The sequence below is a fragment of the Providencia sp. UF-183 genome, from assembly GCF_058246155.1.
In genome coordinates this window covers 22,843-49,227 of sequence record NZ_JBSICD010000005.1, presented here as the reverse complement: position 1 = coordinate 49,227, position 26,385 = coordinate 22,843, and the positions used below count along the sequence as shown (strand labels likewise).

The following is a 26,385-nucleotide window of genomic DNA, read 5'->3' as shown; positions in this document are numbered from 1 at the left end:
TATGCCTAAAATAGTTTTTTTACCTCATAGTGATTTATGTCCAGACGGTGCCGTTGTTGAAGCACAAGAGGGCGAGTCGATTTTAAACGTGGCACTGCGTAGCGGTATCGAACTGGAACATGCATGTGAGAAATCTTGTGCTTGTACAACCTGTCATTGCATAGTTCGCGAAGGCTTTGATTCTTTGGAAGAAAGCAGCGAATTAGAAGACGACATGTTGGATAAAGCATGGGGCTTAGAACCCGAAAGCCGTCTGAGCTGCCAAGCATTGGTAACGGATGAGGATTTGGTCGTCGAATTACCGAAATATACGATTAACCACGCCCGCGAACACTGATTTTTGTCATACTTCACGCTCTCGCGGTGTTGGCTACTTTCGACTACCCTAGTCACATACTTTTGTATGCTCCTAGGGATAGTCTCACTTGCCGCCTAGCGAGAACATGAATTATTTAAAAAATCGAAATGGTCGTCATATTTCGCGGTGTTGGCTTCTTTCAAATACTCGGGTCACATACTTGTGTATGCTCCCCGAAATACTTTCAATCGCAGCCTAGCGAGAACATGAATTATTTAAAAAATTGAAATGGTCGTCATATTTCGCGTATTGAAGTGCGGGTGAAAGGTTGATAATCAAATTGGTGAGAAAAATATGAGCTTAAAATGGTCAAATAGCCGCGAAATCGGTGAAGCATTGTATGATGCATTTCCAGATACTGATCCAAAAACAGTGCGTTTTACCGATATGCACCAGTGGATTTGCGATTTAGAAGAATTTGATGATGACCCGCAAAAATCAAACGAAAAAATCCTCGAGGCAATCTTATTAGTTTGGCTGGATGAGTTCGAATAAGCGAAATATTCACTTATTATTTAAACTGTTAAAGTGCCATATGATAGAAAGTTTATTAATGGCACTTTGTTGGGCAAACTTATACTGATAAGTTTTATTAGGGGGAATCAGAGACTAAAGTGGAACCACAATATCTACAAAGATTTGCTTTCATTTTGATAGTTTCAGCACAGTATGGGCATATTTTTGTATCTACATGATTAGTATTATTTGAAATAATACTAATCAACTCTTTGTGTCTATCATGTTCTTCAATCCAGCGAGAGCTATCATTTAACACACGATGAAAGTTCTTATCATCTAACTTAATATTTTTCAGTAGGAGTAAAACTATTACAGAGATTAAAGGTGATAGCAACATAGATATAATGAACCAAAAAATAAAGCTTCGCCCTCGATTATTAGCAAAAACTCCTGCGAGTATACAAAAAAGTACCCATAAAAAGATAGCCACGTTCATCCTCCAATATTTAACATAAGTAAAGTATATCAAATCTATTATTCATAATGTATCAACTTAATATGATCTCTCTATGTGGGCGTGCATGAGGCTATTAGAAATAGTGCTCGGTTTTTTATTTTATATCAGCACTATAATGATATCCCTAGCGCTATTAATCAGTTAAGGTAATGCCATCTGCCGACAGATTATTGGGCTTTTGCTGTCTGCAAAAATAGACAAAGTGAGAGAAACGATGACAAAACAAATTATGCCAGTAATGATTTCTTGTGAGCCTGCCGCACCATGCTGGGGGGAAGGCGCATTGTTAAGCTCTGGCGATAAAGGGATGACAATTCACCTGAAGCATGCCGGCAAACTCTGTGCAGTGCAAAGCGCGGGTCGCAAATTAGATGGTCAAGGTATTCGCAATATTGCCTTGACTGGCGAAGGCTGGGATTTAGAAAAAAGCTGGGCATTTTGGCAAGGTTTTCGTGCGCCAAAAGGGGCGAGAACTATTGAATGGCCAGTATTGCCAGAAGATGACCGTAAAGAATTAGAAAACCGTATTCGCACCGTTGATTGGGTGCGCGATGTGATTAACGCGCCAGCAGAAGAGCTAGGCCCTGAGCAATTGGCTCAACGTGCTATCGACTTACTTTGCACCGTTGGCGCGCAAGACATTAGCTACCGCATTGTAAAAGGTGACGACTTATTAGAGCAAGGCTATACCGGTATTCATACGGTAGGCCGTGGCTCTAGCCGCCCACCCGTATTTTTAGCGCTTGATTATAACCCAGGCGCTAACCCAGATGCGCCCGTATTCGCGGCATTAGTGGGTAAAGGAATTACATTTGATTCAGGCGGTTACAGCATTAAACCATCTTCTTCCATGAACTCCATGAAAGCAGATATGGGCGGTGCCGCAACACTGGCAGGTTCATTAGCATTAGCGATTTCCCGCGGCTTGAAAAAACGTGTCAAAATGTTCCTATGCCTTGCAGACAACATGGTCAGCGGCAACGCCTTTAAATTAGGTGATATTATTCGCTACCGTAATGGTAAATCGGTTGAAATCATGAATACGGATGCGGAAGGCCGTTTAGTCCTCGCAGATGGTCTGATTGATGCAAGCAAAGAAAAACCGACACTCATCATCGACGCCGCGACCTTAACAGGTGCAGCCAAAACCGCAGTTGGTGGTGACTACCACAGCGTACTAAGTTTTGATGATAAATTAGTTGCTGACTTAATGAGCGCTTCTGATGCGGAGTTTGAACTGTTCTGGCGCTTGCCATTGGCTGAATTCCACCGTCAACAGTTGCCATCAGGTTTTGCCGATTTAAATAACATTGCAGCACCGTCACACACGGCGGGTGCGAGCACCGCAGCGGCGTTTTTATCCCACTTTGTCGAAAATTACCGTCAAAATTGGGTGCATATTGACTGCTCTGCAACGTACCGCAAATCACCAGTCAGCTTATGGGCTGAAGGTGCAACGGGTATTGGTGTGCGTACATTGGCGAATTTGTTAATCAGTAAAGCAAAATAAATCGCGGTTATTGATATCAGGCACGAAGGGGAAACTTTTCGTGCCTATTTTTTTACCTCAACAATTTTTACCTTAACGAAAGTACGCGTATAATAGGCGATTATTTTTTAGGATAGGGGATGAGCATGTCGCAGCAATCGAACAATAATGCTAACCAAGAAACTGAGATCCAATTTACAGAGTTAACAGTGCCGAAAGGTTCCTCACTAAAATTAAGTGTATTAGACGAAGAGCCGCAAGCGATTGTTGATGCACTGACTGAGTTCTTTAAGCAACATAAAGTTGTCAGACGGGCTTTTATGGTGTCAGCGCTTGAAGATGAAGAGGGTGACGAAAATCCTATCTTAATGATCGCGTTAGAATTTACGACAGGTGCAGAGAATATCGACACAATTATTCATGAAGCGGGCACATTGGCTTGTGAATACTTAAATGATGATGAGTCAATTGATTTTTGTGTGGTCAATGAACATGAAAAGGGCATTAGCCATTTTATTACTCAACATGTTCAGCCATTTTACCAGCGCCGTTTAGGCAGTTTTTTACGAGATACCATCCCAGTAAAAAATACCTAATAAAATCCCGTATTGAGTGGGAGAATTGTATTTTCTCACTCATAAATGGATAATAGATAATTAATTACACTTATATTCCGCTTTCTATTTATAAAATATCCCGCAAATTTACTGTTTTTGCCTCTGATAGCTTTTTCCGTTTTGTCTGATAGGTCTTTTTATTACATTCTGTTAAATTATGTCGATGAATGAAACAAATATCTATCGTTTTCATTTATGCATAATTTAGAACCATTTCAAATGCATAATGGGCCTTAACCTTCTGTTAAGGCCTTAAGAAAAACAGCATATTTCTAACTAATTAAAGGGCGGGCGGTAATGAAACAACAATCCAGTTGGGCTTCATTGGCGGGTCTAAAAACGAAAAAACGCTATATTGCAATCGCATTAGCATCGGTTATGGCATTATCCGGCTGTGATGATACGGCGAAAGAGCCAACCACAAAAGAAAATAATGTCGCATCGTCGACAGAAAACCAAACTAAAACAGCACCAGTTGCCGAGCAGAAAAAAGCGGCTCCAAAACTTTCCACAGAAGAGCTCATTAAAAAGTACGCAGGGAAAGATTTAACGGTGTTGGATGCGTCTGAACTGCAACTTGATGGCGCAAGTGCGATGGTGATTACGTTCTCAGTTCCGCTGCAAGCAAACCAAGATTTTGGGCAGTTTGTGAACCTGATTGATGTAAAATCAGGGAAGTTAGATGGTGCTTGGGAACTGTCTGATAACCAAATGGAACTGCGTTTTCGCCATTTACCGCCATCAAAAGAATTAAACCTCACCATTAACCCGGGGATTAAAGCGGTTAATGAGCGCACCATTTCTGAAACGTTCGATAAAAAATTCACCACAGCGCAAATCATCCCTACCGTTGGCTTTGCAAGTAAAGGTTCGTTATTGCCAAGTAAAGTAGCACAAGGCTTGCCGGTTATTGCGTTGAATGTTGATAAAGTCGATGTGAATTTCTTCCGTGTGGACGAAAAACAGTTGCCGCAATTTTTAGCCCAGTGGCAATACCGCAGTAATTACGAATATTGGTACTCGGAAGAGTTTCTGGATAAAGTCGAACTGGCTTATACCGGGCGTTTTGATTTAAACCCAGATAAAAATACCCGCCAAACTGTTTTACTGCCGCTAAAAGATATCAAAGAACTTCAGCAAGATGGCGTGTACCTTGCGATTATGCAAAAAGCGGGCTCATACAGCTATCAATTCCCAGCGACAGTGTTCACATTGAGTGACATTGGTGTATCGCTGCACAGTTACCAAGACCGTGTGGATATTTTCACGCAATCATTAGCCAAAGGCTCCGCAATTAAAGGTGTGGAACTGCGCATTTTGGATGAAAAAGGCCAATTAGTGACCAAGGGCACTACTGACGGTGACGGCCATGCGCAATTAGATAAACTGGCAGGTGGTAAGTTATTACTGGCAACCCACGATGGGCAAACCAGTATGATTGATTTAACGCAACCTGCGTTAGACCTGTCTGAATTCGATATTTCAGGGCCTGAAGGCTTTGCAAAACAATTCTTTACCTTTGGTCCTCGTGATTTGTATCGCCCGGGTGAATTATTGCTCGTGAACGGTTTACTGCGTGATGGCGACGGTAACCCTGTCAAATCCCAGCCAGTTAAAGTCGATATTTTGAAAACCGATGGGCAAGTGGTGCGCAGCTTTGTTTGGCAGCCTGAGGAAAACCAAAATGGGTTATATCAATACCAATTTGAAATTCCAAAAAATGCGGAAACAGGTGGCTGGTCATTACGCTTTGATTTAGGGGATGGTTCCCCTCAGCGTTACTACAAATTCAATGTTGAAGATTTTATGCCAGAGCGTATGGCATTAGAAATCGTTGGCAGTGATGTGCCTCGCTTAACGGATCAATCCGTTGATTTTGATATTCAAGGCCGTTATCTGTATGGCGCACCGGCAGCAAGCAATGAGCTGCAAGGGCAAATACTCCTGAAAGCCAACCGTGAAGCGGTCGCAAAATTACCCGGCTTTGAATTTGGTGCCGTCAATGAAGAAGGCCTACCGCGTAAGTTGGATGAATTTGACCTGACTCTCGATAGTAATGGCGAAACCGTTATTTCTATCCCAAATAGCAATTGGAGTGGGGCGCGCTCGCCAATTTCTGCGGTGTTACAAGCTAGCTTATTAGAAGCGGGTGGTCGCCCAGTGACACGCCGTGCGGAACAAGCGATTTGGCCAGCAGAGAAACTGGTGGGTATTCGCCCATTGTTCGCGAAAAAAGAAATTTATGATTACCGCACTGACCGCTATGTAAAACGCCATAATGTGGACGAAAACTCACTCGCTGAGTTTGAATTAGTCATGGCAGATGCGGCGGGTAATAAACTGGCGGCTGACAACTTAACCGTGCGTTTAGTGTATGAGCGCCGTGATTATTACTGGAGTTGGTCTGAAAGCGGTGGCTGGTCATCCAATTACGATCAAAAAGATTTAGTGATGGCGAATGAAAATATCGCGATTGCCAAAGATGGCACTGCCAAAGTTTCCTTCCCTGTGGATTGGGGCGCATTCCGTATTGAAGTGCTGAACCCAGAAAACCAATTAGTTTCTAGCCTGCAATTCTGGGCGGGGTATTCATGGCAAGATAACACTGGCGGAAGCGGCTCTGTACGCCCTGACCAAGTGAAATTAAGCCTGAACAAACCCGCTTATTTACCGGGTGAAAAAGCGAAAGTTCGCATTGAATCACCAAAAGCAGGTAAAGGCTACGTGCTTCTTGAGTCGAGCAATGGCCCACTGTGGTGGGAAGAGATTGATGTGCCTGAAAAAGGCTTAGACGTTGAAGTGCCTGTGAATAAAGAGTGGGCGCGTCACGATTTATATATCTCAGCCGTTGTCGTTCGTCCGGGTGATGACTCGAAAGAAGCCACTGTAAAACGTGCTGTAGGCGTGCTGCATCTGCCGATCGCAGATGAAAACCGTAAAATTGCTTTGGCGCTAACGTCACCAGACAAAATGCGTCCAAACCAAGACTTAACGGTGAAAATTAAAGCGACAGCGCAAGATGGCAAGCCACTGCCTGAAAAAGTGAATGTGCTGTTATCTGCAGTGGATACGGGCGTACTGAATATCACTGATTTCAAAACGCCAGACCCATACGACGCGTTCTTTGGTCGTAAGCGTTACAGCGTTGACCAATATGACGTTTATGGTCATCTGATTGAAGGGCAAGGTAAAGTTGCAAATCTGCGTTTTGGTGGTGATAGTGAAGATGCAGCGCTGGAACGTGGTGGTATGAAGCCACTGACGGAAGTACAAATCATCGCTGAACAAGCCAAACCGGTCACATTGGATAAAAACGGGGAAGGGGAAATATCCCTCGCAATCCCTGATTTTAATGGTGAATTACGTGTGATGGCGCAGGCATGGAATGAAAAAGATTTCGGCCATGCGGACAGCAAAGTGATTGTTGCAGCTCCGTTAGTGACGCAAATGTCGATGCCTCGCTTTATGGCGGGTGGGGACAAGTCCTATTTTGCCCTCGATCTAACGAATATGACTGACAACACGCAAAACCTGACAGTGAATTTCAAAGCGTCGGGTATGGTGAAGCTGGATGGTGTGACGAGCCGTGAATTAGAGCTGCCAAAAGGTAAGCGCACGACAATCAACTTACCTGTCAAAGCAGATTATGGCTTTGGTCAAGGTGAAGTGTCGATGACGATTAATGGCATGAAGATTGACGGGGAAGCAAACAAGGATTACAGCAATAGCTGGAAAGTAGGTGTACGTCCTGCACAGCCTGCGGAAACCGTTGCTTTTGCGACGGCGATAGAGCCGGGCACCGTGTGGTCATTGCCAACCAATCAAATTGCGGCATTGAACCCAGAGACACTGGAAGGGCAAGTGCTGTTGACTAGCCGTCCACCGTTAGATATTTCTCGTTATATTCGTGAGCTATTTGCGTATCCGTATGGTTGCCTTGAGCAAACCATCAGTGGCTTGTATCCATCTTTATTCTCGACACAAGCAGAGCTGAGCAAGCTAGGCATTAAAACGCAAACAGATGCGGATCGCCATAAAGCGATTGAAATTGGTATTCCACACCTGTTAAGCATGCAACGCGGCGACGGTGGTTTCTCCTTATGGGATAGAAACGGACGTGAAGAATACTGGTTAACGGCTTATGCAGCAGACTTTTTAAACAAAGCAAACCAGCGTGGCTTTACCGTTCCACAAGACGCGTTGAGCAACGCCAACACGCGTTTATTAAGTTACTTGCAAGATGGTAATCAAATTAATTACCCATACACTGACAACCAGCCAGCAGCGCGCTTTGCGACTCAAGCATACGCAGGTTTAGTATTAGCATCACAGCAAAAAGCACCTTTAGGGGCATTGCGCCAGCTATACAGCCAAAGTAACAATGCTATCAGCGGGTTACCATTGGTTCAGTTAGGGGTCGCATTAAACCTGATGGGGGATAAATCCCGTGGTGAAAGTGCGATTATTGAGGGTCTGAAAAAGCAACGTACTGGTTATAACTATATTGGTGATTACGGTTCAACCATTCGTGATGATGCAATGATTATTGCGTTATTAAATGAATACAATTTGATGCCAAAATCCCGTGACCAAAAACTGCAAACGCTATCAAATAACCTGACCTCAAAACGTTATTTCTCAACACAAGAAAGCAATGCGCTGTTCTTAGCGGGTCGTTTCTACTTGAATGAGTCTGAAGCACCGTGGAAAGCGTTAATTAACGGTCAAGAACCACCAATGATTTCAGACAAACCTGTTAGCGAGTTCCTAAGCAAAGGGCAAATTCAAAACGGCTATAGCATTGAAAACAGTGGTACAAACACATTGTATACGCGCCTGAATGTGGTGGGTTACCCACAACGTTCACCGAAACCAATGTCGAATGTGCTGGGAATTCAACGCAGCTACTTTGATATGAAAGGTAACCGTATTTCACTGGATAGATTAAGAAGCGGTGAAATGGTAGTGGTGAAACTGGAAGTTCAAGCGTCACAAAGCGTGCCAGATGCGCTGGTGGTGGATTTACTGCCTGCAGGCTTAGAGCTGGAAAACCAGAACTTAGCCAATAGCAGCGCGAATTTAAGTGAGTCTGCGCCAAACTTACAAGAACTGATTGATGACATGCAACAATCGCAAATCCGTCATATGGAATACCGTGACGACCGCTTTGTGGCTGCCGTTGAAGTTCAGCAGTATCGCCCAACTACCTTGGTTTACTTAGCGCGTGCCGTGACACCGGGTGTGTATAGCATCCCTGTCCCACAAGTTGAGTCAATGTATGTCCCTGATTGGCGTGCTACGGGCTACTCAGAAGGCCAAGTGGAAATCGTTCGCTAGTTATCACCTTAAGCCCTTATATAGAGAATATAAGGGCTTTTCTTTACTTCTTTTTCGGTACACCCATCAATGAAAAAATGGTTACGTCGCACAGGCATTACGTTCGTGTCTCTGCTCATTTTGCTGCCGTTATTATTTTTAGTGGCAGACAAAATTTGGCCTTTGCCAATCAAACAGATAGAAATGGCACGAACCGTTGTGGCCGCTGATGGTACACCACTGTGGCGCTTTGCGGATAAAGACGGAATTTGGCGTTTTCCCGTTAAAATTGATGAGGTTTCCCCGGATTTTATCGAAGCGTTATTAACCTATGAAGACCGCCACTTTTACCAACACCCCGGTGTGAACCCGTTTTCATTAGTGCGTGCAGCAGGGCAGTTTGTGAGTTCAGGGCGCATTGTATCGGGTGGTAGCACCATTTCCATGCAAGTGGCGCGGCTTATCGACCCTCATGAACGTACATTGGGCGGTAAACTAAAGCAGCTGTGGCGTACAGCGCAGTTGGAATACCATTATTCGAAAGATGATATTCTCGAAATGTATTTAAACCGTGCGCCTTACGGGGGCACGATAGAGGGTATTGGTGCAGCAAGCTGGGTGTATTTGAATAAATCCCCTGCCAAGCTCACTGCCAGTGAAGCCGCTTTGTTTGCGGTTTTGCCTCAGGCCCCAAGCCGTTTGCGACCAGACCGTTACCCAGAGCGTGCACAAGCCGCGCGGGATAAAGTGCTCGATAGGCTTGAAGAGTACCAAGTGTGGAGCCACGAAAAAGTGGCGGATATCAAGCAAGAGCAAATTTGGCTCGCACCGCGTAAAAACCCACACTCGGCGCCGTTATTGGCTCGACGAGTTACCAAAGACGCTCAAGAGTCGATTATTGAAACCACCATTGATGCCAGTTTGCAAAGCCAACTGGAAGACATGGCGATGAACTGGAAAAACCAGCTTCCTAAGCAAACTTCCTTGGGGATTTTAGTGGTCGATCACTCAGATATGGCGGTGAAAGCCTATATCGGCTCCATTGATTTTCAAGATGATAGCCGTTTTGGGCATGTGGATATGATCAGCGCATGGCGTTCTCCAGGCTCGACATTAAAGCCATTTTTATATGCGTTAGCGATGGATGACGGGCTGATCCACGCTGAATCATTGCTGCAAGATGTGCCACGTCGTTTTAATGATTATCAACCAGGTAACTTCGATAGCGGTTTTAATGGCCCTGTGAGTGTGAGTGATGCGCTCGTGCGTTCATTAAACTTACCCGTAGTACAACTATTAGATGTGTATGGCAGTAAGCGTTTTACTGCGCAATTGCGGAATGTGGGCACGGAATTACGCTTCCCTGTAGGCAGCGAGCCGAATTTATCCTTGATTTTAGGCGGTACAGCAACGCGAATGGAAGATTTAGTGTCGGCTTACAGTGCGTTTGCGCGTAAAGGTAATGTGTCGCCACTGCGTTTTAAACCAACGGATGAAATTCGCGATAGGGCGTTAATGTCACCGGGAGCGGCATGGATTGTCCGTCGTATTATGGGCGGGGAGGCACGTCCAGTTCCAGAGGCTAACTTATCAGGGCAACTGAATTTGGCTTGGAAAACGGGCACAAGTTATGGTTACCGAGACGCATGGGCGATTGGTGTTAATCCACGTTATACCATAGGGGTTTGGGTTGGGCGGCCTGATGCCACACCAGTCGCTGGGCAATTAGGCGTTGCAACGGCTATCCCGATTATGAACCAAGTCAATGGCATGTTGTTGAGCCGAATTTACCTTTCCCACGAAACACTGCCAAAAGATAACAAGCCTGCGAGTGTTAGCCAAGCGGTGATTTGTTGGCCGGGGGGGACTGCGCTATTGAAAGATGACAGCAACTGCCGTCAGCGGCGTTTAAGTTGGGTTTTGGATAACACCATCCCGCCAACATTAATGGCGCGTGACCAAGAATCGTTATTGGGGTTAAGACAAAAAATCTGGGTCAATGACCAAGGTTTGCAAGTCGCCGCGGATTGCCCGAATGCCCAAGAAAAAGAGGTGCATCTGTGGCCAATTACAGTTGAGTCTTGGTTGCCATCAAGTGAAAAACGGGAAAATCGGCTACCAAAAGCCGATTTAAGCTGCCCGCCACTGAAATTAGAAATGCCGCCATTATTGATTTCGGGTGTGCGTGATGGGGAAGTTTTACAGCGTTTGCCGGGGAAAACCAGTTTGGATTTGCGCTTAGTCACGCAAGGGGGGCAAGGGCAGAAATGGTGGTTCTTAAATGGCGAACAAGTGAGCTCCACTGAGCAAAATGGGTCTATTTTGCTCACGCTCGAAAAAAGCGGCAACTACCAAATATCTGTTTTAGATTTAAGCGGGCAAGTCACAGCACTAAACTTTAGAGTTAAGTAACAGAGGAAAAACGTGACTTACCCGAAAAAATAGTGTTTTTTGCTATAAAAACTTTAACAAAATGTTGTTGTGACTGTAGGAAATTGTAATCAGAGCCCCTATAATCATCGCCTTATTTTTCTTTTTCCTAGGTGCGCTGATTTTTAGAGGCAAAAACCCTAATATCCGAATTAGAAATAATATAAAAAACTACAACATGCCCCTATTTTACGTTCTTGCATCCTAACTTACAGGGAAGAGCAAAGAATAAAGGCCTAATAAATCGCTAAGAGGTTATTTATGACTGTTCAACGTACATTTTCTATTATCAAACCAAACGCTGTGAAGAAAAACGTGATTGGTGCTATCTACAACCGTTTCGAAAGCGCGGGTTTCTCAATCATTGCTGCTAAAATGATGCACTTAACGCGTGAACAAGCTGAAGGCTTCTACGCTGAACACAAAGGCCGTCCTTTCTTTGATGGTCTGGTTGAATTCATGACTTCTGGCCCAATCATGCTGCAAGTGTTAGAAGGCGAAAACGCAATTCAACGTCACCGTGACCTGATGGGCGCAACTAACCCAGATAACGCATTAGCAGGTACTTTACGTGCTGACTACGCAGACAGCTTCACAGAAAACGCAACTCACGGTTCAGATTCTGAAGAATCTGCTGCACGTGAAATCGCGTATTTCTTCACTGCTGACGAAATCTGCCCGCGCTAATAAACTCAACATCAAAGTGCATTAGCATTATTGTTGTAAAGTTTGTACAATGCCACGCCCTGCTATAATTAGCAGGGCGCTTATATTTTTAAGACTACCAAAATCTACGTCGTGCTGAACTCAGCACTGCCGAAAGTGTAACAACGAGGCAATACACATGTCCGATATGACGACTGATGCACAATGTGCAACATCTTCCGCTATTTCTGTCACCCCAGAAAAAACGAATCAAAAAGTTAACTTACTCGATTTAAATCGCAAGCAAATGCGTGAGTTTTTCGCGCAAATGGGCGAAAAACCATTTCGTGCCGATCAGGTGATGAAATGGATTTATCACTACTGCTACGATGATTTTGAGCAAATGACGGATATCAACAAAGTCCTTCGTGCCAAGTTGCAAGAAGTGGCTGAAATCCGCGCCCCTGAAGTAGCTGATGAACAACGTTCATCAGATGGGACCATCAAGTGGGCTATCAAAGTTGGCGACCAACTGGTTGAAACGGTATACATCCCCGAGGCTGACCGTGCAACCTTGTGCGTTTCATCCCAAGTGGGCTGCGCGCTCGAGTGTAAATTCTGTTCAACAGCGCAACAAGGTTTCAACCGTAATCTGCGTGTTTCAGAAATTATCGGCCAAGTTTGGCGTGCCGCAAAAATTATTGGTTCACTAAAATCCAGTGGACGCCGTCCAATTACTAACGTTGTTATGATGGGAATGGGTGAGCCATTACTCAACTTAAACAATGTGGTGCCTGCGATGGAAATCATGTTAGATGATTTCGGTTTTGGTTTATCAAAACGCCGTGTCACGATTTCAACCTCAGGTGTAGTTCCTGCGTTGGATAAACTCGGTGATATGATTGATGTGGCATTAGCGATTTCACTTCATGCGCCAACCGATGATATTCGTGATGATATTGTTCCAATCAATAAGAAATACAATATCGAAACTTTCCTCAATAGTGTGAATCGTTACCTGACAAAATCGAATGCAAATGCAGGGCGCGTCACCGTTGAGTATGTAATGCTTGACCACGTGAATGACAGTGTAGAACAAGCGCACCAATTGGCTGAATGCTTGAAAAACACACCAAGTAAAATTAACTTGATCCCATGGAACCCGTTCCCGGGAGCACCATATGGTCGAAGTTCGAACAGTCGTATTGATCGTTTCTCTAAAGTATTGATGGAATACGGGTTTACGACTATAGTTCGTAAGACTCGTGGTGATGATATCGACGCAGCTTGCGGTCAATTAGCTGGCGATGTGATCGATAGAACCAAGCGAACGTTGAAAAAACGCTTAGCTGGGGAACCTATCCAAGTAAAATCAGTCTGATTTATAGATATTATCCAATCAGTGAGTTAGGTAATGTTTCAAGGCGTTTTTACGTTAGGCAAAACGCCTTTGTTCACCTACAATAGTTAAAGCAATAAGATAAATTTAATTGTTGTTTCAAAACTATGATAAATTCTGACGAATAAAGCTTATGAATGTTCGCTTTATATTTTTTTAACTTGGAAATAGTGTTGCCAGCAAATGACTATCGAAAATAATACCGAACAAACTAGTGTCACTGTAGGACAATTATTGGCGCAGGCACGTGAGCGCATGGGGCTAACGCAAGATGTTGTTGCGGAACGATTGTGCCTTAAAATCAGTACGGTAAAAGAGATAGAAGAAGACATTGCTCCTGCTGGTGTTGAGCCCACTTTTTTACGTGGTTACATCCGTTTATATGCTCGTATGGTGGGTGTGCCAGAAAGTGACATTAAAGCATTTATGAAAGTGGAAGAGCCTGTCCCGCTGGCTAAAGTGTCGCCAATGCAAAGCTACTCACTGGGTAAGAAACGCAAAAAACGCGAAGGTTGGTTAATGAAACTAACGTGGTTAATTGTGATTATCTTGATAGCCATGGTGGGTATTTGGTGGTGGCAAGACCACAACGCGCAAAAAGACGAATTAGTTTCGATGGCGAATCAAAGCGATTTGATTTTGTCTCAACAAGATACCAACTCAACACCTGTTGAATTACCTAACCCAATCGATGATCCTTCCATTACAGTTGGAACAGCGACACTGGAAAATACGCCAGAAACATTGGCTCCAGAGGGGACTGCATCAAATACTGCTTCTGAACCAGCAAGCGTGAGAACCATTCCATTGCCGAATGCACCTCAATCAACAGTTTCACAAAACAGAACGCAAAATACGCAAACGGAAGAGCCTGCACCAGTGAGTAGCAGTGCATTAGTCTTGAATTTTACAGGGCAGTGTTGGTTAGAAATCCGTGATGCGAACAATAAAATTTTATTCAGTGGCGCGAAAAATAATGGCGATAAACTGGAGCTCGATGGCACAGCACCTTATCGTTTGAATATCGGTGCGCCAGCTAACGTGACTGTTCAATTTCAAGGTAATCCAGTTGACTTAAGTCGCTTTATTAAAGCGAAACGTCCTGCGAAATTTAAGCTGCCAGAAGCTTAAAAATAAATTGTAAAGAAGAAGCAAACTATATCCGAAAACATCTTTTTTGATAGGTTATAGTTTGCTTTCTTGTGTATAGTGGAATGCATAGAAGCAATAGTTAACACTATACCACGGTAACAAAGAGCACATGGACGTTCGGAGAATTAAAGAAAAATGCATAACGAATCACCGATAAAAAGACGCAAATCCACCCGTATCAATGTAGGTAGCGTGCCAATAGGCGACGGTGCCCCTATCGCTGTTCAGTCAATGACTAACACCCGCACTACTGATGTCGAAGCTACTGTCCGCCAAATTAAAGCTCTTGAACGTGTTGGAGCCGACATTGTGCGTGTTTCTGTTCCGACAATGGATGCAGCGGAAGCTTTCAAACTGATTAAACAACAAGTTAACTTGCCATTAGTCGCAGACATTCACTTTGACTACCGCATCGCGTTGAAAGTCGCAGAATACGGCGTGGACTGCTTACGGATTAACCCGGGCAATATTGGTAGTGAAGAGCGTATTCGTCAAGTTGTTGATTGTGCTCGTCATTATGGCATTCCTATTCGCATAGGGGTGAATGGCGGTTCACTGGAAAAAGATATTCAAGAAAAGTATCGCGAACCAACGCCAGAAGCGTTAGTGGAATCGGCGATGCGCCATGTTGATATCTTGGATAGGCTAAACTTTGACCAATTCAAAGTCAGCGTTAAAGCCTCTGACGTATTTTTAGCCGTCGGTTCATACCGTTTACTGGCGAATAAAATCGACCAACCGCTGCATTTAGGGATCACCGAAGCAGGCGGTGCGCGTGCGGGTTCCGTTAAATCTGCTATCGGCCTTGGCATGTTACTGTCTGAAGGCATCGGTGATACCTTGCGTATCTCGTTAGCAGCTGACCCTGTTGAAGAAATTAAAGTTGGGTTTGATATCCTCAAATCATTACGGATCCGTTCTCGAGGCATTAACTTTATTGCGTGTCCAACCTGTTCACGACAAGAGTTTGACGTGATTGGCACGGTGAATGAACTTGAGCAGCGTTTAGAAGACTTGATCACACCAATGGACGTCTCGATTATTGGCTGTGTGGTCAATGGCCCAGGTGAAGCCGAAGTTTCAACGTTAGGCGTTGCGGGTGCTAAAACCAAAAGCGGTTTTTATGAAGATGGTAAGCGCCAAAAAGAACGCTTCGATAATGATAAAATTATCGACCAATTAGAAGCGAAGATTCGTGCTAAAGCGGCCATGATGGACGAAAGCAACCGAATCGAGATTAATTTAAAAAACTAGATTTGCTCATATAACTTCAAGCTGCATCGTTATCTGTTGTAGCTTGAATTTTTAGAGCACAATTCAAATTATTATCTGTGTTTGTGTTTGAAATCGGTCAAGGACTGCGCAAATCAACGGATAAATCTCGATTCGTATCAGGATTTGCTGTTTGTTGATTGAACCTGATGATATTTCGCTCTTATAATCAAACTAATGTAATTCTGAAAATAGAGAAAGAACGTGGGAAAAAATATCCAAGCCATTCGCGGCATGAATGATTACTTGCCAGCTGATACACGTGTATGGCAGAAAATCGAAGCAACATTAAAAAATATTTTACAGGGTTATGGTTTTAGTGAGATTCGTACCCCGATTGTAGAGCAGACCCCGCTATTTCGCAGAGCGATTGGTGAAGTGACGGATGTTGTTGAAAAAGAAATGTATACCTTCAACGACCGTAACGAAGAAAGTCTGACATTACGCCCTGAAAATACCGCAGGTTGTGTCCGTGCGGGTATTGAGCATGGCCTGCTGTACAATCAGGAACAGCGTTTATGGTATTTAGGGCCAATGTTTCGTTATGAGCGCCCACAAAAAGGTCGTTACCGCCAATTCCACCAATTAGGTGCTGAAGTGTTTGGGTTAGCGGGGCCAGATATCGACGCTGAAGTCATTCTCATGACAGCGCGCTGGTGGAAAGCGTTAGGGATTAGCGAACATGTCACCCTAGAGCTGAACTCCATTGGTTCTTTAGAGGCGCGTGCTAATTACCGTGAAGCACTGGTGGCATTCTTAGAGCAACACAAAGACAAGTTGGACGAAGACTGCAAACGTCGTATGTACACGAATCCATTACGTGTTTTGGATTCCAAAAATCAAGATGTTCAAACTTTATTGAACGATGCGCCGGAACTGTTTGACTACCTTGATGTCGAATCACGTGAGCACTTTGATGGCTTATGCAAATTATTGGATAATGCGGGAGTTAAATACCGTGTTAATCAGCGTTTAGTCCGTGGCCTTGATTACTATAACCGCACTGTTTTTGAGTGGGTAACGACAGCACTGGGTTCACAAGGTACGGTGTGTGCGGGTGGTCGCTATGATGGCTTAGTTGAACAACTGGGTGGTCGCGGAACGCCTGCGGTTGGCTTTGCAATGGGTATGGAGCGCATGGTGTTATTAGTGCAGGAAGTGAACCCTGAGTTTACAGCTGACACTTCAGTTGCTGATGTCTACTTGGCCTCTTTTGGTGATAACAGCCAACAAGCCGCTCTTTTGGTTGCAGAAAAAGTGCGTGACGAATTACCAACATTGCGGTTAATGACTAACCATGGTGGCGGAAACTTCAAGAAACAGTTAGCAAGAGCCGACAAGCAAGGCGCTAAAATTGCGCTGATCTTGGGGGAAGATGAAATTAATAATAGCCAAGTTACCCTAAAAGATTTGCGTACTGGCGAGCAAGAAACCATTTCACAGCAACTAATGGCATCACGTATCACTGAGCTATTAGGTTAAGGAGAGACAAGTGGAAGTCTATACAAACGAAAATGATCAAGTTGACGCGATTAAACGCTTTTTCGCGAATTATGGCGCGCCATTAGTCATTGGTCTCGTCATTGGTGTGGGTGGGGTATTCGGTTGGAACTATTGGCAGTCTCATAAAGTCAATATCCTACAAGAAAGTGCGCAAAAATATGAAACCATTAACACCCAATTACGCTCAGGTTCAGAGCAGGGTGTTATTGCCGCACAAAAATTTGCAGCTGAAACGGATGATGTTTACAGTGCCATGATGGGGCTGGAGCTCGCGCAAATCGCAGTGGATAAAGGTGATTTAGCGAATGCGCAAACAGCATTAAGCAACGCGCTAGCAAAAGCGAAAACGGTTGATATGCAAGACCTTATCAATCTACGTTTAGCGCGAGTGCAACTTGCACAAGGCAACGCTGATGCAGCAATCGCTTCTGTAGCGAACATTAAAGGTAAGTCATGGCAAGCAACGGCACAGGATGTCCGTGGTGATGCCTTACTCCATAAGGGCGATAAAGTCGGTGCGAAAGCGGCTTACGCACAGGGGTTAGAAAGTGAAGGTTCTCAATCTCTTAGAGGTATTTTGACTCTGAAATTGAACAACGTATCTAATTCATAAGAAGAAAGGAAACGACAAACATGCAGTTGCGCAAAACTCTTTTGATAGGCCTCGTCGCTTCAGCTTTACTTGCCGGTTGTTCCAGCGAAACTGATTCTATCATTATGGCGCCACTTCCACAGGTTGAGAATCAATTTACCCCATCAATTGTTTGGGATAAATCTGTTGGTAACGGTGTTGAACAATTTTACTCTGAATTAGGGCCTGTTTGGGATGGTTCAGCAGTCTATGCGGCTGATCGTAAAGGTTTAGTGAAAGCATTAGAGCTCGATAGCGGCAAAGAAATTTGGTCTGTTGATCTCTCTAAGCGTACTGGCTTCCTTTCTGCTAATTTGTCTGCGCTGCTGTCTGGTGGTTTAACCATTGATGGTGACAAAATCTTTATTGGTACTGAACGCGGTACAGTGATTGCGTTGAACAAAGACGATGGACAAGTCGTTTGGGATGTGGAAGTTGCTGGTGAAGCGCTGTCTAAACCAACGGTTAGCAATGACTTAGTGATGATCCACACCAGCAATGGCCAGTTGCAGGCGTTAGATGTTAACAGCGGTGAAATCAAATGGACCGTGAACATGGATACGCCATCACTGTCTTTACGTGGTGAGTCAGCGCCAGCGGTCGCCTTTGGTGCCGCAATCGTCGGTGGTGATAACGGCCGTGTTAGTGCAGTGTTATTATCCCAAGGTCAGCTGATTTGGCAGCAACGTATTTCACAAGTGACCAGCTCAACTGAAATTGGTCGTTTGAATGATGTAGATATGTCACCAATCATTGACGATGGTAAAGTGTATGCGATTGCATACAACGGCACATTAGCTGCGTTAGATATGCGTTCAGGGCAAATTCTGTGGAAACGCGAATTAGGCTCAGTAAATAACATGGTGTTATCCGGTGAAAACTTATATCTGGTAGACCAAAATGACCGTGTGCTATCTGTACGTAAAAGTGATGGTGTAACACTGTGGACGCAAGAAGAACTGCTAAACCGTGGGTTATCTGCACCAGAAATGTATAATGGTTACCTTGTTGTTGGTGATAAAGAAGGTTATTTACACTGGTTGGATATGAACACTGGGGGCTTTGTTGCACAAAACAAACTGAATAGCTCCGGTATTCATGCACGTCCAGTCGTGGCGAGTGATAAGCTCATGGTTCAGGCGAAAAACGGAACAGTTTATCTGTTAACGCGTTAATTTCCTGACAAAACGCCATTTTATCGATAAAATAAACGGTTCCTGATAACAGGAGCCGTTTCGTTTTTTTGTTTTCTGAGTTTAAGCCTCAGAATTCCTTAGTTAATTAAAGTTGTGAGGCATCTAAGAATGATACCCGTCGTAGCGCTGGTAGGGCGTCCAAACGTAGGAAAATCCACGTTATTTAACCGTTTAACCCGTACCCGTGACGCATTAGTAGCGGACTTTCCTGGTCTGACTCGTGACCGTAAATATGGGCGTGCTGAAGTTGAAGGGCATGAATTCATTATTATCGACACGGGTGGTATCGATGGGACTGAAGAAGGTGTGGAAACACACATGGCAGCACAGTCCTTACAAGCGATTGAAGAAGCAGACATCGTACTCTTTATGGTTGATGCGCGCTCAGGCTTAATGCCTGCTGATGAAGGCATCGCTAAACACCTACGCAGTCGCAAGAAAAAAACCTATTTAGTTGCCAATAAAACTGATGGTATTGATGTTACCACGGCAATTGGTGATTTCTATTCCCTTGGCTTAGGTGAAATTCACCCTATCGCTGCCTCCCACGGTCGTGGCGTCACTCAACTAATCGAACAATCATTGAAACCATTTATTGGTGAAGATGAAGAAGAAGTTGAGTTAACGGAAGAAGAAGAAAATGCGGCATACTGGGCTGAGCTAGAAGCCGAAGGTGAGCTTGCTGAAGACGAAGAAGATGATTTTGACCCAACAACGCTACCAATTAAATTAGCGATTGTTGGCCGCCCTAACGTGGGTAAATCAACGTTAACAAACCGTATTTTAGGTGAAGAGCGTGTGGTTGTATTTGACATGCCTGGCACCACCCGTGACAGTATCTATATTCCAATGGAACGTGATGAGCGTGAATATATTCTCATTGATACGGCTGGGGTACGTAAGCGGGGTAAAGTCACTGAGACGGTCGAAAAATTCTCAGTCATCAAAACGTTACAAGCCATTGAAGATGCTAACGTAGTTTTATTAGTTATCGATGCACGTGAAGGTATTTCTGACCAAGATCTATCATTACTGGGCTTTATTCTGAATGCGGGTCGTTCATTGGTGATTGCGGTCAACAAATGGGATGGGATGAAGCCGGAAGATCGCGAACACGTTAAAGACATGCTTGAGCTACGTCTTGGCTTTGTGGATTTTGCGCGTATTCACTTTATTTCTGCACTACATGGCAGCGGCGTAGGCAACTTATTTGAATCTGTTCAAGAAGCCTATGAATCTGCAACACGTCGTGTTGGTACGGCATTGCTGACCCGTATTATGAAAATGGCCGAAGATGAGCATCAACCACCGTTGATCCGTGGTCGTCGCGTGAAAATGAAATATGCGCACGCAGGCGGACATAACCCACCGATTGTGGTGATCCACGGTAACCAAGTGTCTGATTTACCAGATAGCTATAAACGTTATTTGATGAACTATTTCCGCCGTTCATTACAAGTGATGGGAACACCAATCCGTATTCTGTTTAAAGAGGGTGAAAACCCGTATGCAGATAAGAAAAACAAGCTAACTGCAACGCAATTACGTAAGCGTAAGCGTTTAATGCAGCATTTGAAAAAACGTTAGAATGTCATTAAGGCGTATTTTGCCTTAATGAAAGTCAAAGCCGTAACACATCAACCTGTTACGGCTTTTTGTTATATTATCTTTTGACAATTTTAGCGACTAAAGCGCAAACCCGTGCGGCCAATAATGAATAACAATGGCGTCGACGGGTCATAAATGATTGAGGGAATTTATGGATACTCGTTCTTCCACACGACTAAATAAATATATAAGCGAAAGCGGTATTTGCTCAAGACGTGAAGCCGACCGTTATATTGAGCAAGGTAATGTGTTTATCAACGGGAAACGTGCAGGTATTGGTGACCAAGTTTTTGCAGGTGATATCGTTAAAGTAAATGGTCAACTGATTGAAGCGCGTAATGAAGATGACTTAATCTTGATAGCCCTCAATAAACCTGTGGGGATCGTCAGTACGACAGAAAGTGGTGAGAAAGATAATATTGTTGATTATGTTAATCACAGTACCCGTATTTTTCCGATTGGGCGTCTTGATAAAGACTCCCAAGGACTGATTTTTTTAACTAACCACGGGGATCTGGTCAATAAAATTCTGCGTGCAGGCAACTCCCATGAGAAAGAGTATCTTGTGACGGTCAATAAACCGGTTACCGACGAGTTTATCCGTGGCATGGGCGCAGGTGTTCCTATTCTTGGCACAATGACCAAAAAATGTAAGGTCAAAAAAGAAGCGCCATTTGTTTTTCGCATTACCCTTGTACAAGGGCTTAATCGCCAAATCCGTCGTATGTGTGAACATTTTGGCTTTGAAGTCACGAAACTCGAGCGTATTCGTATTATGAATGTTGGACTTGCAGGAATACCTGTAGGTGAATGGCGTGATTTAACCGACGATGAGCTTATTGAACTATTTGATATGATGGAAAAATCAGAATCAGATATTAAGCCGAAAAAATCACAAAAAGTGCAGACAAGCAATAAAAGTAGTAGTGCGAAACAAAGTACAGGAAGTAAACCCAAGGCAAAACCTGAAAACCCTACACGTAAAAAATTTACACAACCGGGTCGTAAAAAGAAAAAGCGTTAACGTGTGGGTTTAGTTAAAATTTTACTGCAATATAAGGCTGAGTGATTGGGCATTTACAGTGCTTAAACATCGGCCTTTTTTATATAAATAATGAAAACACGATTGGATAATTAATTACATTTTAATTTATTGGTTTGTGGTGAACAATTAAGGTTTATCGAGTACCAGCCCAACATCTTCCCAACTTTTTTGTGTTTGTAAGGCCACTTTTTCCCCAAATAGTTTACGTGCATTATTCACTGTTGCGGTTGCAAACTGTTTGAAGTTAGATTTTGATGTAATTTCAGGATCGGACACCGCAGCAATCCATATTTTCCCAGCAACATCCCAAGTATTACCGCCTAATTCAGTCGCCAATAAGTAGAATGCGCGATTTGGAATACCTGAATTAATATGAACACCACCGTTATCAATAGTATAAGGTAGATCCTTATAATCTTGCATATGAGCAACTTGCGGGTCTTTATTGTATTTTGAAAAGTAATACGCACTACCGGGTTTAGACATAGAACGCAGGGCAGGGGCTTTAACTTTATCAATGAACAGTTTTTCCCCAAGTAACCAATTGGATGTGCTAGCACTTTCATTGTTGATAAACTGCTTGACCATGATGCCGATAACGTCAGCAACAGATTCATTTAATGCACCAGATTGAAATATATAGTTAAAATTGGCTTTTGAGCTAATGTAGCCATGAGCAAGTTCATGCGCGATTATGTCAATGTCATTGTAGAATGGACCAAAAGTTTTTCCATCTCCATCCCCAAAGAAAATAGCTTGAGAATCCCAGAAAGCATTGGCGTAGTTTGTTCCAAAATGAATAATCGCATTGATATCAGCAGCACAACCAAACATTTGATCAATATTTAATTTCTCCTTGAAAAATTGGCGGATCGTACCGATAGAATTGAAAACATGGCCAGCAGGTGCTGATGGTGCTTTGGCATCCTCTTCAGTCATGATGACTTTATAATCATCATAAAGCATATGTTCATCGGTTGAGAGTTCATCACGTTGGCAAATAGGCAAATCAGAATGTTGATGACTTTGGTGTGCAACAGGCTGTTGTGCATCACGGATAACACGGTTGTAAGCATTATTTTTGCACAGAGAAAGTAAATTACGCTGGCGTTGAACTTCTTCATCAGAAGAAACGCGGCTCATCATATCATTAATGTGTATTAGGGTAGATTTAAGCTCATTTGAACCATTTTCAGCGATGAAATTTGATACTAAACACGGGGATAATAATGAACGGGCAAGGATTTGACTCATGTTATAACTCCATTTCAAGTGGGTGAGATGGAATCATAATCGGTTATTTTTTATTTGTAACTATATGATATCTAAGGAACTAAGTTAATGATTGCTGCATTTTATTAGAAAGGTAAAAACGCAATATTTCTACCTTTCTCTATAAGTGCATATTATTAATTATGGTGATAACCACTCTTTACCTGAAATTAAAAAGTCAGTATAGAGTTTTTCTTCGGGACTATTTGATGCGGGATGATAGTCATATTCCCAGCGAACAAGTGGAGGCATTGACATTAGAATTGACTCGGTTCGACCGCCACTTTGTAAACCAAATAATGTACCTCTATCCCAGACAAGGTTAAATTCGACATAGCGACCACGGCGATATAACTGAAATTGTCTCTCTCGTTCGCCCCATGGATAGTCGCGTCGTTTTTCTACAATCGGTACATATGCGTCTAAAAAACCATTACCGACAGCTTGGGTAAAATTAAAACAGTGATCGAAGCCGCCTTGGTTGAGGTCATCATAGAACAAACCGCCAACACCCCGAGGTTCGTTTCTATGCTTCAGGAAAAAGTATTCATCGCACCAATGTTTATATTTGGGATAAACATCTTCACCGAAGGGGCTGCATAAATCTCGTGCAACAGTATGCCAATGAACAACATCTTCAGTGAAACCATAATACGGTGTTAAATCAAACCCGCCGCCAAACCACCAAACGGGAGCTTCTCCCTCTTTTTCGGCAATAAAAAAGCGCACATTGGCATGTGTGGTTGGGATATATGGATTTAGAGGATGGATGACTAAGGAAACGCCCATCGCTTGGTAGCTACGGCCTGCCAGTTCAGGTCGGTGTGCGGATGCAGAGACCGGCAGTTGAGCACCTTTGATATGTGAAAAATTGACACCCGCTTGCTCGAATAGAGTGCCATTTGTTAAAACACGGCTACGACCGCCACCACCTTCAGCGCGCTCCCATGTTTGCTCTAGAAAAGTTTCCTTACCATCTAGCTCAGTGATTTTTTTGCAAATAGACTCTTGTAAGCTTTGCAAATAGGCTTTTACACGATCGATATCAGGGTAATTCATTGTTTTATAATAAAACCAAAGGGAAAAAATAATGGTTAAAGTATACCCCTTTAAGGTAAAAAAGGCATATTGAATATTGATTGTGTTGTAAAACCAGTGATAATGGCAGGAAGATTAGTTTAAACGGGCAAATGTTATGGAAATACGGATCTTCCGCCAAAGTGATTATGAAGAGGTGCTGACATTATGGGAGCGTTGTTCCCTTAATGAATTCTCAGGTGACCCTGAGCTAGACATCGAGCGTAAATTACAATGTGGTGCAGACTTGTTTTTAGTTGCTGAAGTAACTGGGGAAGTTGTTGGCACTATTATGGGTGGTTATGATGGTATCCGTGGCACCGCCGTTTATCTTGCTGTACACCCTGATTATCGTGGGCGCGGCATCGCAAATGCGTTAGTGAGCCGTCTTGAAAAGAAATTGATTGCTCGTGGGTGTGGTAGGATAGAATTATTAGTTAGTGAAGAATCTGATGCCGCTATCTATATGTTTGAAAAAATGCAGTATGAAGAAGAACAGCCTGAGCGCTTGATTTACTCGAAAAAATTAACACACGAAACGGATTTCTAAGTTAATTGCTATTTGTTGACCCATTGATTTGAATGTTTCGGCAAATAGATTGTCACAATATGCATTATGCGACGAATTAAAGAGGATGATATGTCCCAACATGCAAATTTAAACACCCCAGCGTGGTTTGCCCCAACGTTAAAAATTTCACTTTTAGGCACCGTGTTAATGTTATCGGGCTGTGCAGGGTTTAAAGTTTTCTCTCCATCAACGTGGTTCAGTAGCCCACTTATGGTGTCCAGCTCTGGTCTAGGCCAAGTGACTAATTTTACCCCCATGCAGGCGGATACTGTTAAAGAACAACTGAATAACCGTTATGCCATCCGTAATGGGATGCAAATGGAAAATGGCGAGGTCGTCACGATTTTCCAAGGTATTGATGACGATAAAGTTAAAGTTGAAATTATTGGCCCTGAGCATGGTTATGTCTCACGAATTGTGGTGAGTGACCCGAATGTTGTGACGGAGTGGGGGCCAAAAATCGGTACGCCATTTAGCGATATTTATGAAAAAGCCTTTGGCGTGTGTGGATTAGGTGAGCGTGTCGATAATGCCCCTACAGTGGAATGTAATTCACCACAATCTAGCCAAGTGGTGTATCGCTTTACAGGTAAATGGCAAGGCCCTGAAGATTTAATGCCGTCAGATAACGACCTAAAAGAGTGGGAAATCTCTCAAATTCTTTGGCATAAATAAGTTTTCTTCAAAAAATACCGTAAGTGGCTAAATCATTTACGGTATTTTTTTATCTCTCCGATATTTTTTCTATTAAATTTCTTAAAGAAATTTCCCCTTTGTTAAATTTTCTTTCTTATAATAGAGAGCGAAACCTATAAAGCCTTGCGTTAAAACAAGGTGAAGAAGATGACGATAAGGTACGATAGTGATATCGTCCTAGATAATAGATAGGTTAGATAACATATTCATTTTACGAGGTTTACCGTATGTCTCATTCTCAAAGTGGTATTTTGAAAGAACACAGTCGTTTCGGTATTTTTATTGAAGCATTGGTGCAAGAAGGTTCGCTTGATGAAGTGAAAGCAGGTTGCAAAAACTTTGTCGATGCTTTAACAAAATTACAGGCGCAGTATCCAGATGACCGTCTAGGTGCAGTGATTGCGTTTGGTTCTGATACGTGGAAGCAAATGGGGCATGCAGAGAGTGCACCTGAACTAAAGCCGTTTCGAGCACTCGGGAAAGGGCTGGCACCTGCAACTCAGCGCGATATGTTCATTCATATTCAGTCCTTACGCCATGATATTAACTTTTCATTAGCGCAAGCGGCACTAAAAGCATTCGGTAAGTCCATCAATGTCGTTGAAGAAATTCATGGTTTCCGCTGGGTTGAAGACCGCGATTTAAGTGGCTTTATTGATGGCACTGAAAACCCACAAGGGGAAGAAATTGCCGAAGTTACCTTGATTGAAGAAGGGAACGATAAAGGTGGAAGCTACGTTTTAGTGCAACGTTATGAGCACGATTTAAGAAAGTGGGATCGTTTTTCTGAACATGAACAAGAAAAAATGATTGGCCGTACGAAGAAAGACAGCGTTGAACTGGATGAAGATGCTCGAAATGTCACTTCCCACGTCTCTCGTGTCGTGATTGAAGAAGACGGTGAAGAGCTTTCCGTGATGCGCCACAGCTTGCCATATGGGACAGCAAGCGGTAAACACGGGTTATTTTTCATCGCCTATTGCGCAAGGTTACACAATATTGAACAGCAACTGTTAAGCATGTTCGGTGAAAAAGACGGTAAACATGATGACTTACTGCGTATGACGAAAGCGGTTTCTGGCAGCTATTACTACGCGCCTTCGATTGAAACCTTGCTTGCATTATAGATGAC

General features: G+C 43.4%; 21 protein-coding genes. 18 read left to right on the top strand and 3 right to left on the bottom strand.

Annotation, left to right across the window (positions count from 1 at the left end; translation table 11 throughout):
- The first annotated feature begins 1 nt into the window (after position 1).
- Together fdx and iscX are read left to right on the top strand one after the other, a co-directional pair.
- Entirely contained in the window at positions 2 to 337 is a 336-nt protein-coding gene (gene fdx / locus AC4IFT_RS05875) for an ISC system 2Fe-2S type ferredoxin (protein ID WP_225819015.1), read from the top strand.
- A gap of 315 nt (positions 338 to 652) precedes the next feature.
- Positions 653 to 853: a Fe-S cluster assembly protein IscX gene (gene iscX, locus AC4IFT_RS05870; protein ID WP_219247017.1), complete on the top strand. Its 201-nt coding sequence runs from the start codon at positions 653 to 655 to the stop codon at positions 851 to 853.
- A 97-nt stretch (positions 854 to 950) separates the two neighbouring features.
- Here iscX and AC4IFT_RS05865 read toward each other — a convergent pair whose 3' ends face one another.
- Positions 951 to 1,307: a hypothetical protein gene (locus AC4IFT_RS05865; RefSeq protein WP_490750826.1), complete on the bottom strand. Its 357-nt coding sequence runs from the start codon at positions 1,305 to 1,307 to the stop codon at positions 951 to 953.
- 241 nt (positions 1,308 to 1,548) lie between these two features.
- Between AC4IFT_RS05865 and pepB the strand changes: the two genes are divergently transcribed.
- From pepB to rluF, 13 genes are all read left to right on the top strand, one after another.
- Positions 1,549 to 2,844: an aminopeptidase PepB gene (pepB, locus tag AC4IFT_RS05860; RefSeq protein WP_273804587.1), complete on the top strand. Its 1,296-nt coding sequence runs from the start codon at positions 1,549 to 1,551 to the stop codon at positions 2,842 to 2,844.
- Positions 2,845 to 2,969: 125 nt separating this feature from the next.
- Entirely contained in the window at positions 2,970 to 3,419 is a 450-nt protein-coding gene (locus AC4IFT_RS05855; protein ID WP_490732129.1) for an enhanced serine sensitivity protein SseB C-terminal domain-containing protein, read from the top strand.
- Positions 3,420 to 3,737: 318 nt separating this feature from the next.
- Positions 3,738 to 8,777 (top strand): alpha-2-macroglobulin family protein, encoded by a 5,040-nt coding sequence (locus tag AC4IFT_RS05850; RefSeq protein ID WP_490750825.1) that lies wholly within the window; start codon positions 3,738 to 3,740, stop codon positions 8,775 to 8,777.
- Between the two features lie 69 nt (positions 8,778 to 8,846).
- The gene (gene pbpC / locus AC4IFT_RS05845) at positions 8,847 to 11,168 is read left to right on the top strand and encodes a peptidoglycan glycosyltransferase PbpC (RefSeq protein WP_490750824.1); all 2,322 of its coding nucleotides are present in this window, start codon (positions 8,847 to 8,849) and stop codon (positions 11,166 to 11,168) included.
- 279 nt (positions 11,169 to 11,447) lie between these two features.
- A complete protein-coding gene (gene ndk / locus AC4IFT_RS05840; RefSeq protein WP_219247027.1) occupies positions 11,448 to 11,873 on the top strand; it encodes a nucleoside-diphosphate kinase in 426 nt (141 codons plus the stop codon).
- A 157-nt stretch (positions 11,874 to 12,030) separates the two neighbouring features.
- Positions 12,031 to 13,212 carry a dual-specificity RNA methyltransferase RlmN gene (gene rlmN, locus AC4IFT_RS05835; RefSeq protein WP_206082452.1) on the top strand — a complete coding sequence of 394 codons (1,182 nt, stop codon included), beginning with the start codon at positions 12,031 to 12,033 and terminating at the stop codon, positions 13,210 to 13,212.
- A 201-nt stretch (positions 13,213 to 13,413) separates the two neighbouring features.
- Positions 13,414 to 14,361 carry a cytoskeleton protein RodZ gene (gene rodZ / locus AC4IFT_RS05830; RefSeq protein WP_490732122.1) on the top strand — a complete coding sequence of 316 codons (948 nt, stop codon included), beginning with the start codon at positions 13,414 to 13,416 and terminating at the stop codon, positions 14,359 to 14,361.
- A 156-nt stretch (positions 14,362 to 14,517) separates the two neighbouring features.
- On the top strand, positions 14,518 to 15,636 hold the full coding sequence (gene ispG / locus AC4IFT_RS05825; RefSeq protein ID WP_219247031.1) for a flavodoxin-dependent (E)-4-hydroxy-3-methylbut-2-enyl-diphosphate synthase: 1,119 nt from the start codon (positions 14,518 to 14,520) through the stop codon (positions 15,634 to 15,636).
- A gap of 222 nt (positions 15,637 to 15,858) precedes the next feature.
- Positions 15,859 to 17,136, top strand: coding sequence for a histidine--tRNA ligase (hisS, locus tag AC4IFT_RS05820; protein ID WP_219247033.1), 1,278 nt, complete (start codon positions 15,859 to 15,861; stop codon positions 17,134 to 17,136).
- 10 nt (positions 17,137 to 17,146) lie between these two features.
- Positions 17,147 to 17,770, top strand: coding sequence for a YfgM family protein (locus AC4IFT_RS05815; RefSeq protein ID WP_490732119.1), 624 nt, complete (start codon positions 17,147 to 17,149; stop codon positions 17,768 to 17,770).
- Positions 17,771 to 17,790: 20 nt separating this feature from the next.
- Positions 17,791 to 18,963, top strand: a complete 1,173-nt coding sequence (bamB, locus tag AC4IFT_RS05810) for an outer membrane protein assembly factor BamB (RefSeq protein WP_490732117.1) — start codon at positions 17,791 to 17,793, stop codon at positions 18,961 to 18,963.
- Positions 18,964 to 19,092: 129 nt separating this feature from the next.
- A complete protein-coding gene (der, locus tag AC4IFT_RS05805) occupies positions 19,093 to 20,571 on the top strand; it encodes a ribosome biogenesis GTPase Der (RefSeq protein WP_219247039.1) in 1,479 nt (492 codons plus the stop codon).
- A 172-nt stretch (positions 20,572 to 20,743) separates the two neighbouring features.
- Positions 20,744 to 21,616 (top strand): 23S rRNA pseudouridine(2604) synthase RluF, encoded by an 873-nt coding sequence (rluF, locus tag AC4IFT_RS05800; protein WP_490732114.1) that lies wholly within the window; start codon positions 20,744 to 20,746, stop codon positions 21,614 to 21,616.
- Between the two features lie 147 nt (positions 21,617 to 21,763).
- Here rluF and AC4IFT_RS05795 read toward each other — a convergent pair whose 3' ends face one another.
- Together AC4IFT_RS05795 and hemF are read right to left on the bottom strand one after the other, a co-directional pair.
- The gene (locus tag AC4IFT_RS05795; RefSeq protein WP_490750823.1) at positions 21,764 to 22,891 is read right to left on the bottom strand and encodes a M4 family metallopeptidase; all 1,128 of its coding nucleotides are present in this window, start codon (positions 22,889 to 22,891) and stop codon (positions 21,764 to 21,766) included.
- Positions 22,892 to 23,050: 159 nt separating this feature from the next.
- Positions 23,051 to 23,968 (bottom strand): oxygen-dependent coproporphyrinogen oxidase, encoded by a 918-nt coding sequence (hemF, locus tag AC4IFT_RS05790; RefSeq protein WP_490732111.1) that lies wholly within the window; start codon positions 23,966 to 23,968, stop codon positions 23,051 to 23,053.
- Between the two features lie 136 nt (positions 23,969 to 24,104).
- Between hemF and AC4IFT_RS05785 the strand changes: the two genes are divergently transcribed.
- The 3 genes from AC4IFT_RS05785 to AC4IFT_RS05775 all read left to right on the top strand — a co-directional run bounded on the left by AC4IFT_RS05785 (position 24,105) and on the right by AC4IFT_RS05775 (position 26,380).
- Positions 24,105 to 24,536: a GNAT family acetyltransferase gene (locus AC4IFT_RS05785; RefSeq protein ID WP_490732109.1), complete on the top strand. Its 432-nt coding sequence runs from the start codon at positions 24,105 to 24,107 to the stop codon at positions 24,534 to 24,536.
- A 90-nt stretch (positions 24,537 to 24,626) separates the two neighbouring features.
- Positions 24,627 to 25,232, top strand: coding sequence for an RpoE-regulated lipoprotein (locus AC4IFT_RS05780; protein WP_490732107.1), 606 nt, complete (start codon positions 24,627 to 24,629; stop codon positions 25,230 to 25,232).
- A gap of 248 nt (positions 25,233 to 25,480) precedes the next feature.
- On the top strand, positions 25,481 to 26,380 hold the full coding sequence (locus AC4IFT_RS05775) for a Dyp-type peroxidase (protein WP_490732105.1): 900 nt from the start codon (positions 25,481 to 25,483) through the stop codon (positions 26,378 to 26,380).
- Positions 26,381 to 26,385 lie beyond the last annotated feature (5 nt).

Coding starts and splice junctions, on each gene's coding strand:
- AC4IFT_RS05795 (WP_490750823.1), bottom strand. CDS start 22,891: ATGAGTCAAATCCTTGCCCGTTCATTATTATCCCCGTGTTTAGTATCA.
- AC4IFT_RS05785 (WP_490732109.1), top strand. CDS start 24,105: ATGGAAATACGGATCTTCCGCCAAAGTGATTATGAAGAGGTGCTGACA.
- rlmN (WP_206082452.1), top strand. CDS start 12,031: ATGTCCGATATGACGACTGATGCACAATGTGCAACATCTTCCGCTATT.
- pepB (WP_273804587.1), top strand. CDS start 1,549: ATGACAAAACAAATTATGCCAGTAATGATTTCTTGTGAGCCTGCCGCA.
- AC4IFT_RS05775 (WP_490732105.1), top strand. CDS start 25,481: ATGTCTCATTCTCAAAGTGGTATTTTGAAAGAACACAGTCGTTTCGGT.
- pbpC (WP_490750824.1), top strand. CDS start 8,847: ATGAAAAAATGGTTACGTCGCACAGGCATTACGTTCGTGTCTCTGCTC.
- iscX (WP_219247017.1), top strand. CDS start 653: ATGAGCTTAAAATGGTCAAATAGCCGCGAAATCGGTGAAGCATTGTAT.
- bamB (WP_490732117.1), top strand. CDS start 17,791: ATGCAGTTGCGCAAAACTCTTTTGATAGGCCTCGTCGCTTCAGCTTTA.
- AC4IFT_RS05780 (WP_490732107.1), top strand. CDS start 24,627: ATGTCCCAACATGCAAATTTAAACACCCCAGCGTGGTTTGCCCCAACG.
- rluF (WP_490732114.1), top strand. CDS start 20,744: ATGGATACTCGTTCTTCCACACGACTAAATAAATATATAAGCGAAAGC.
- ispG (WP_219247031.1), top strand. CDS start 14,518: ATGCATAACGAATCACCGATAAAAAGACGCAAATCCACCCGTATCAAT.
- der (WP_219247039.1), top strand. CDS start 19,093: ATGATACCCGTCGTAGCGCTGGTAGGGCGTCCAAACGTAGGAAAATCC.
- AC4IFT_RS05855 (WP_490732129.1), top strand. CDS start 2,970: ATGTCGCAGCAATCGAACAATAATGCTAACCAAGAAACTGAGATCCAA.
- hemF (WP_490732111.1), bottom strand. CDS start 23,968: ATGAATTACCCTGATATCGATCGTGTAAAAGCCTATTTGCAAAGCTTA.
- ndk (WP_219247027.1), top strand. CDS start 11,448: ATGACTGTTCAACGTACATTTTCTATTATCAAACCAAACGCTGTGAAG.
- rodZ (WP_490732122.1), top strand. CDS start 13,414: ATGACTATCGAAAATAATACCGAACAAACTAGTGTCACTGTAGGACAA.
- AC4IFT_RS05850 (WP_490750825.1), top strand. CDS start 3,738: ATGAAACAACAATCCAGTTGGGCTTCATTGGCGGGTCTAAAAACGAAA.
- fdx (WP_225819015.1), top strand. CDS start 2: ATGCCTAAAATAGTTTTTTTACCTCATAGTGATTTATGTCCAGACGGT.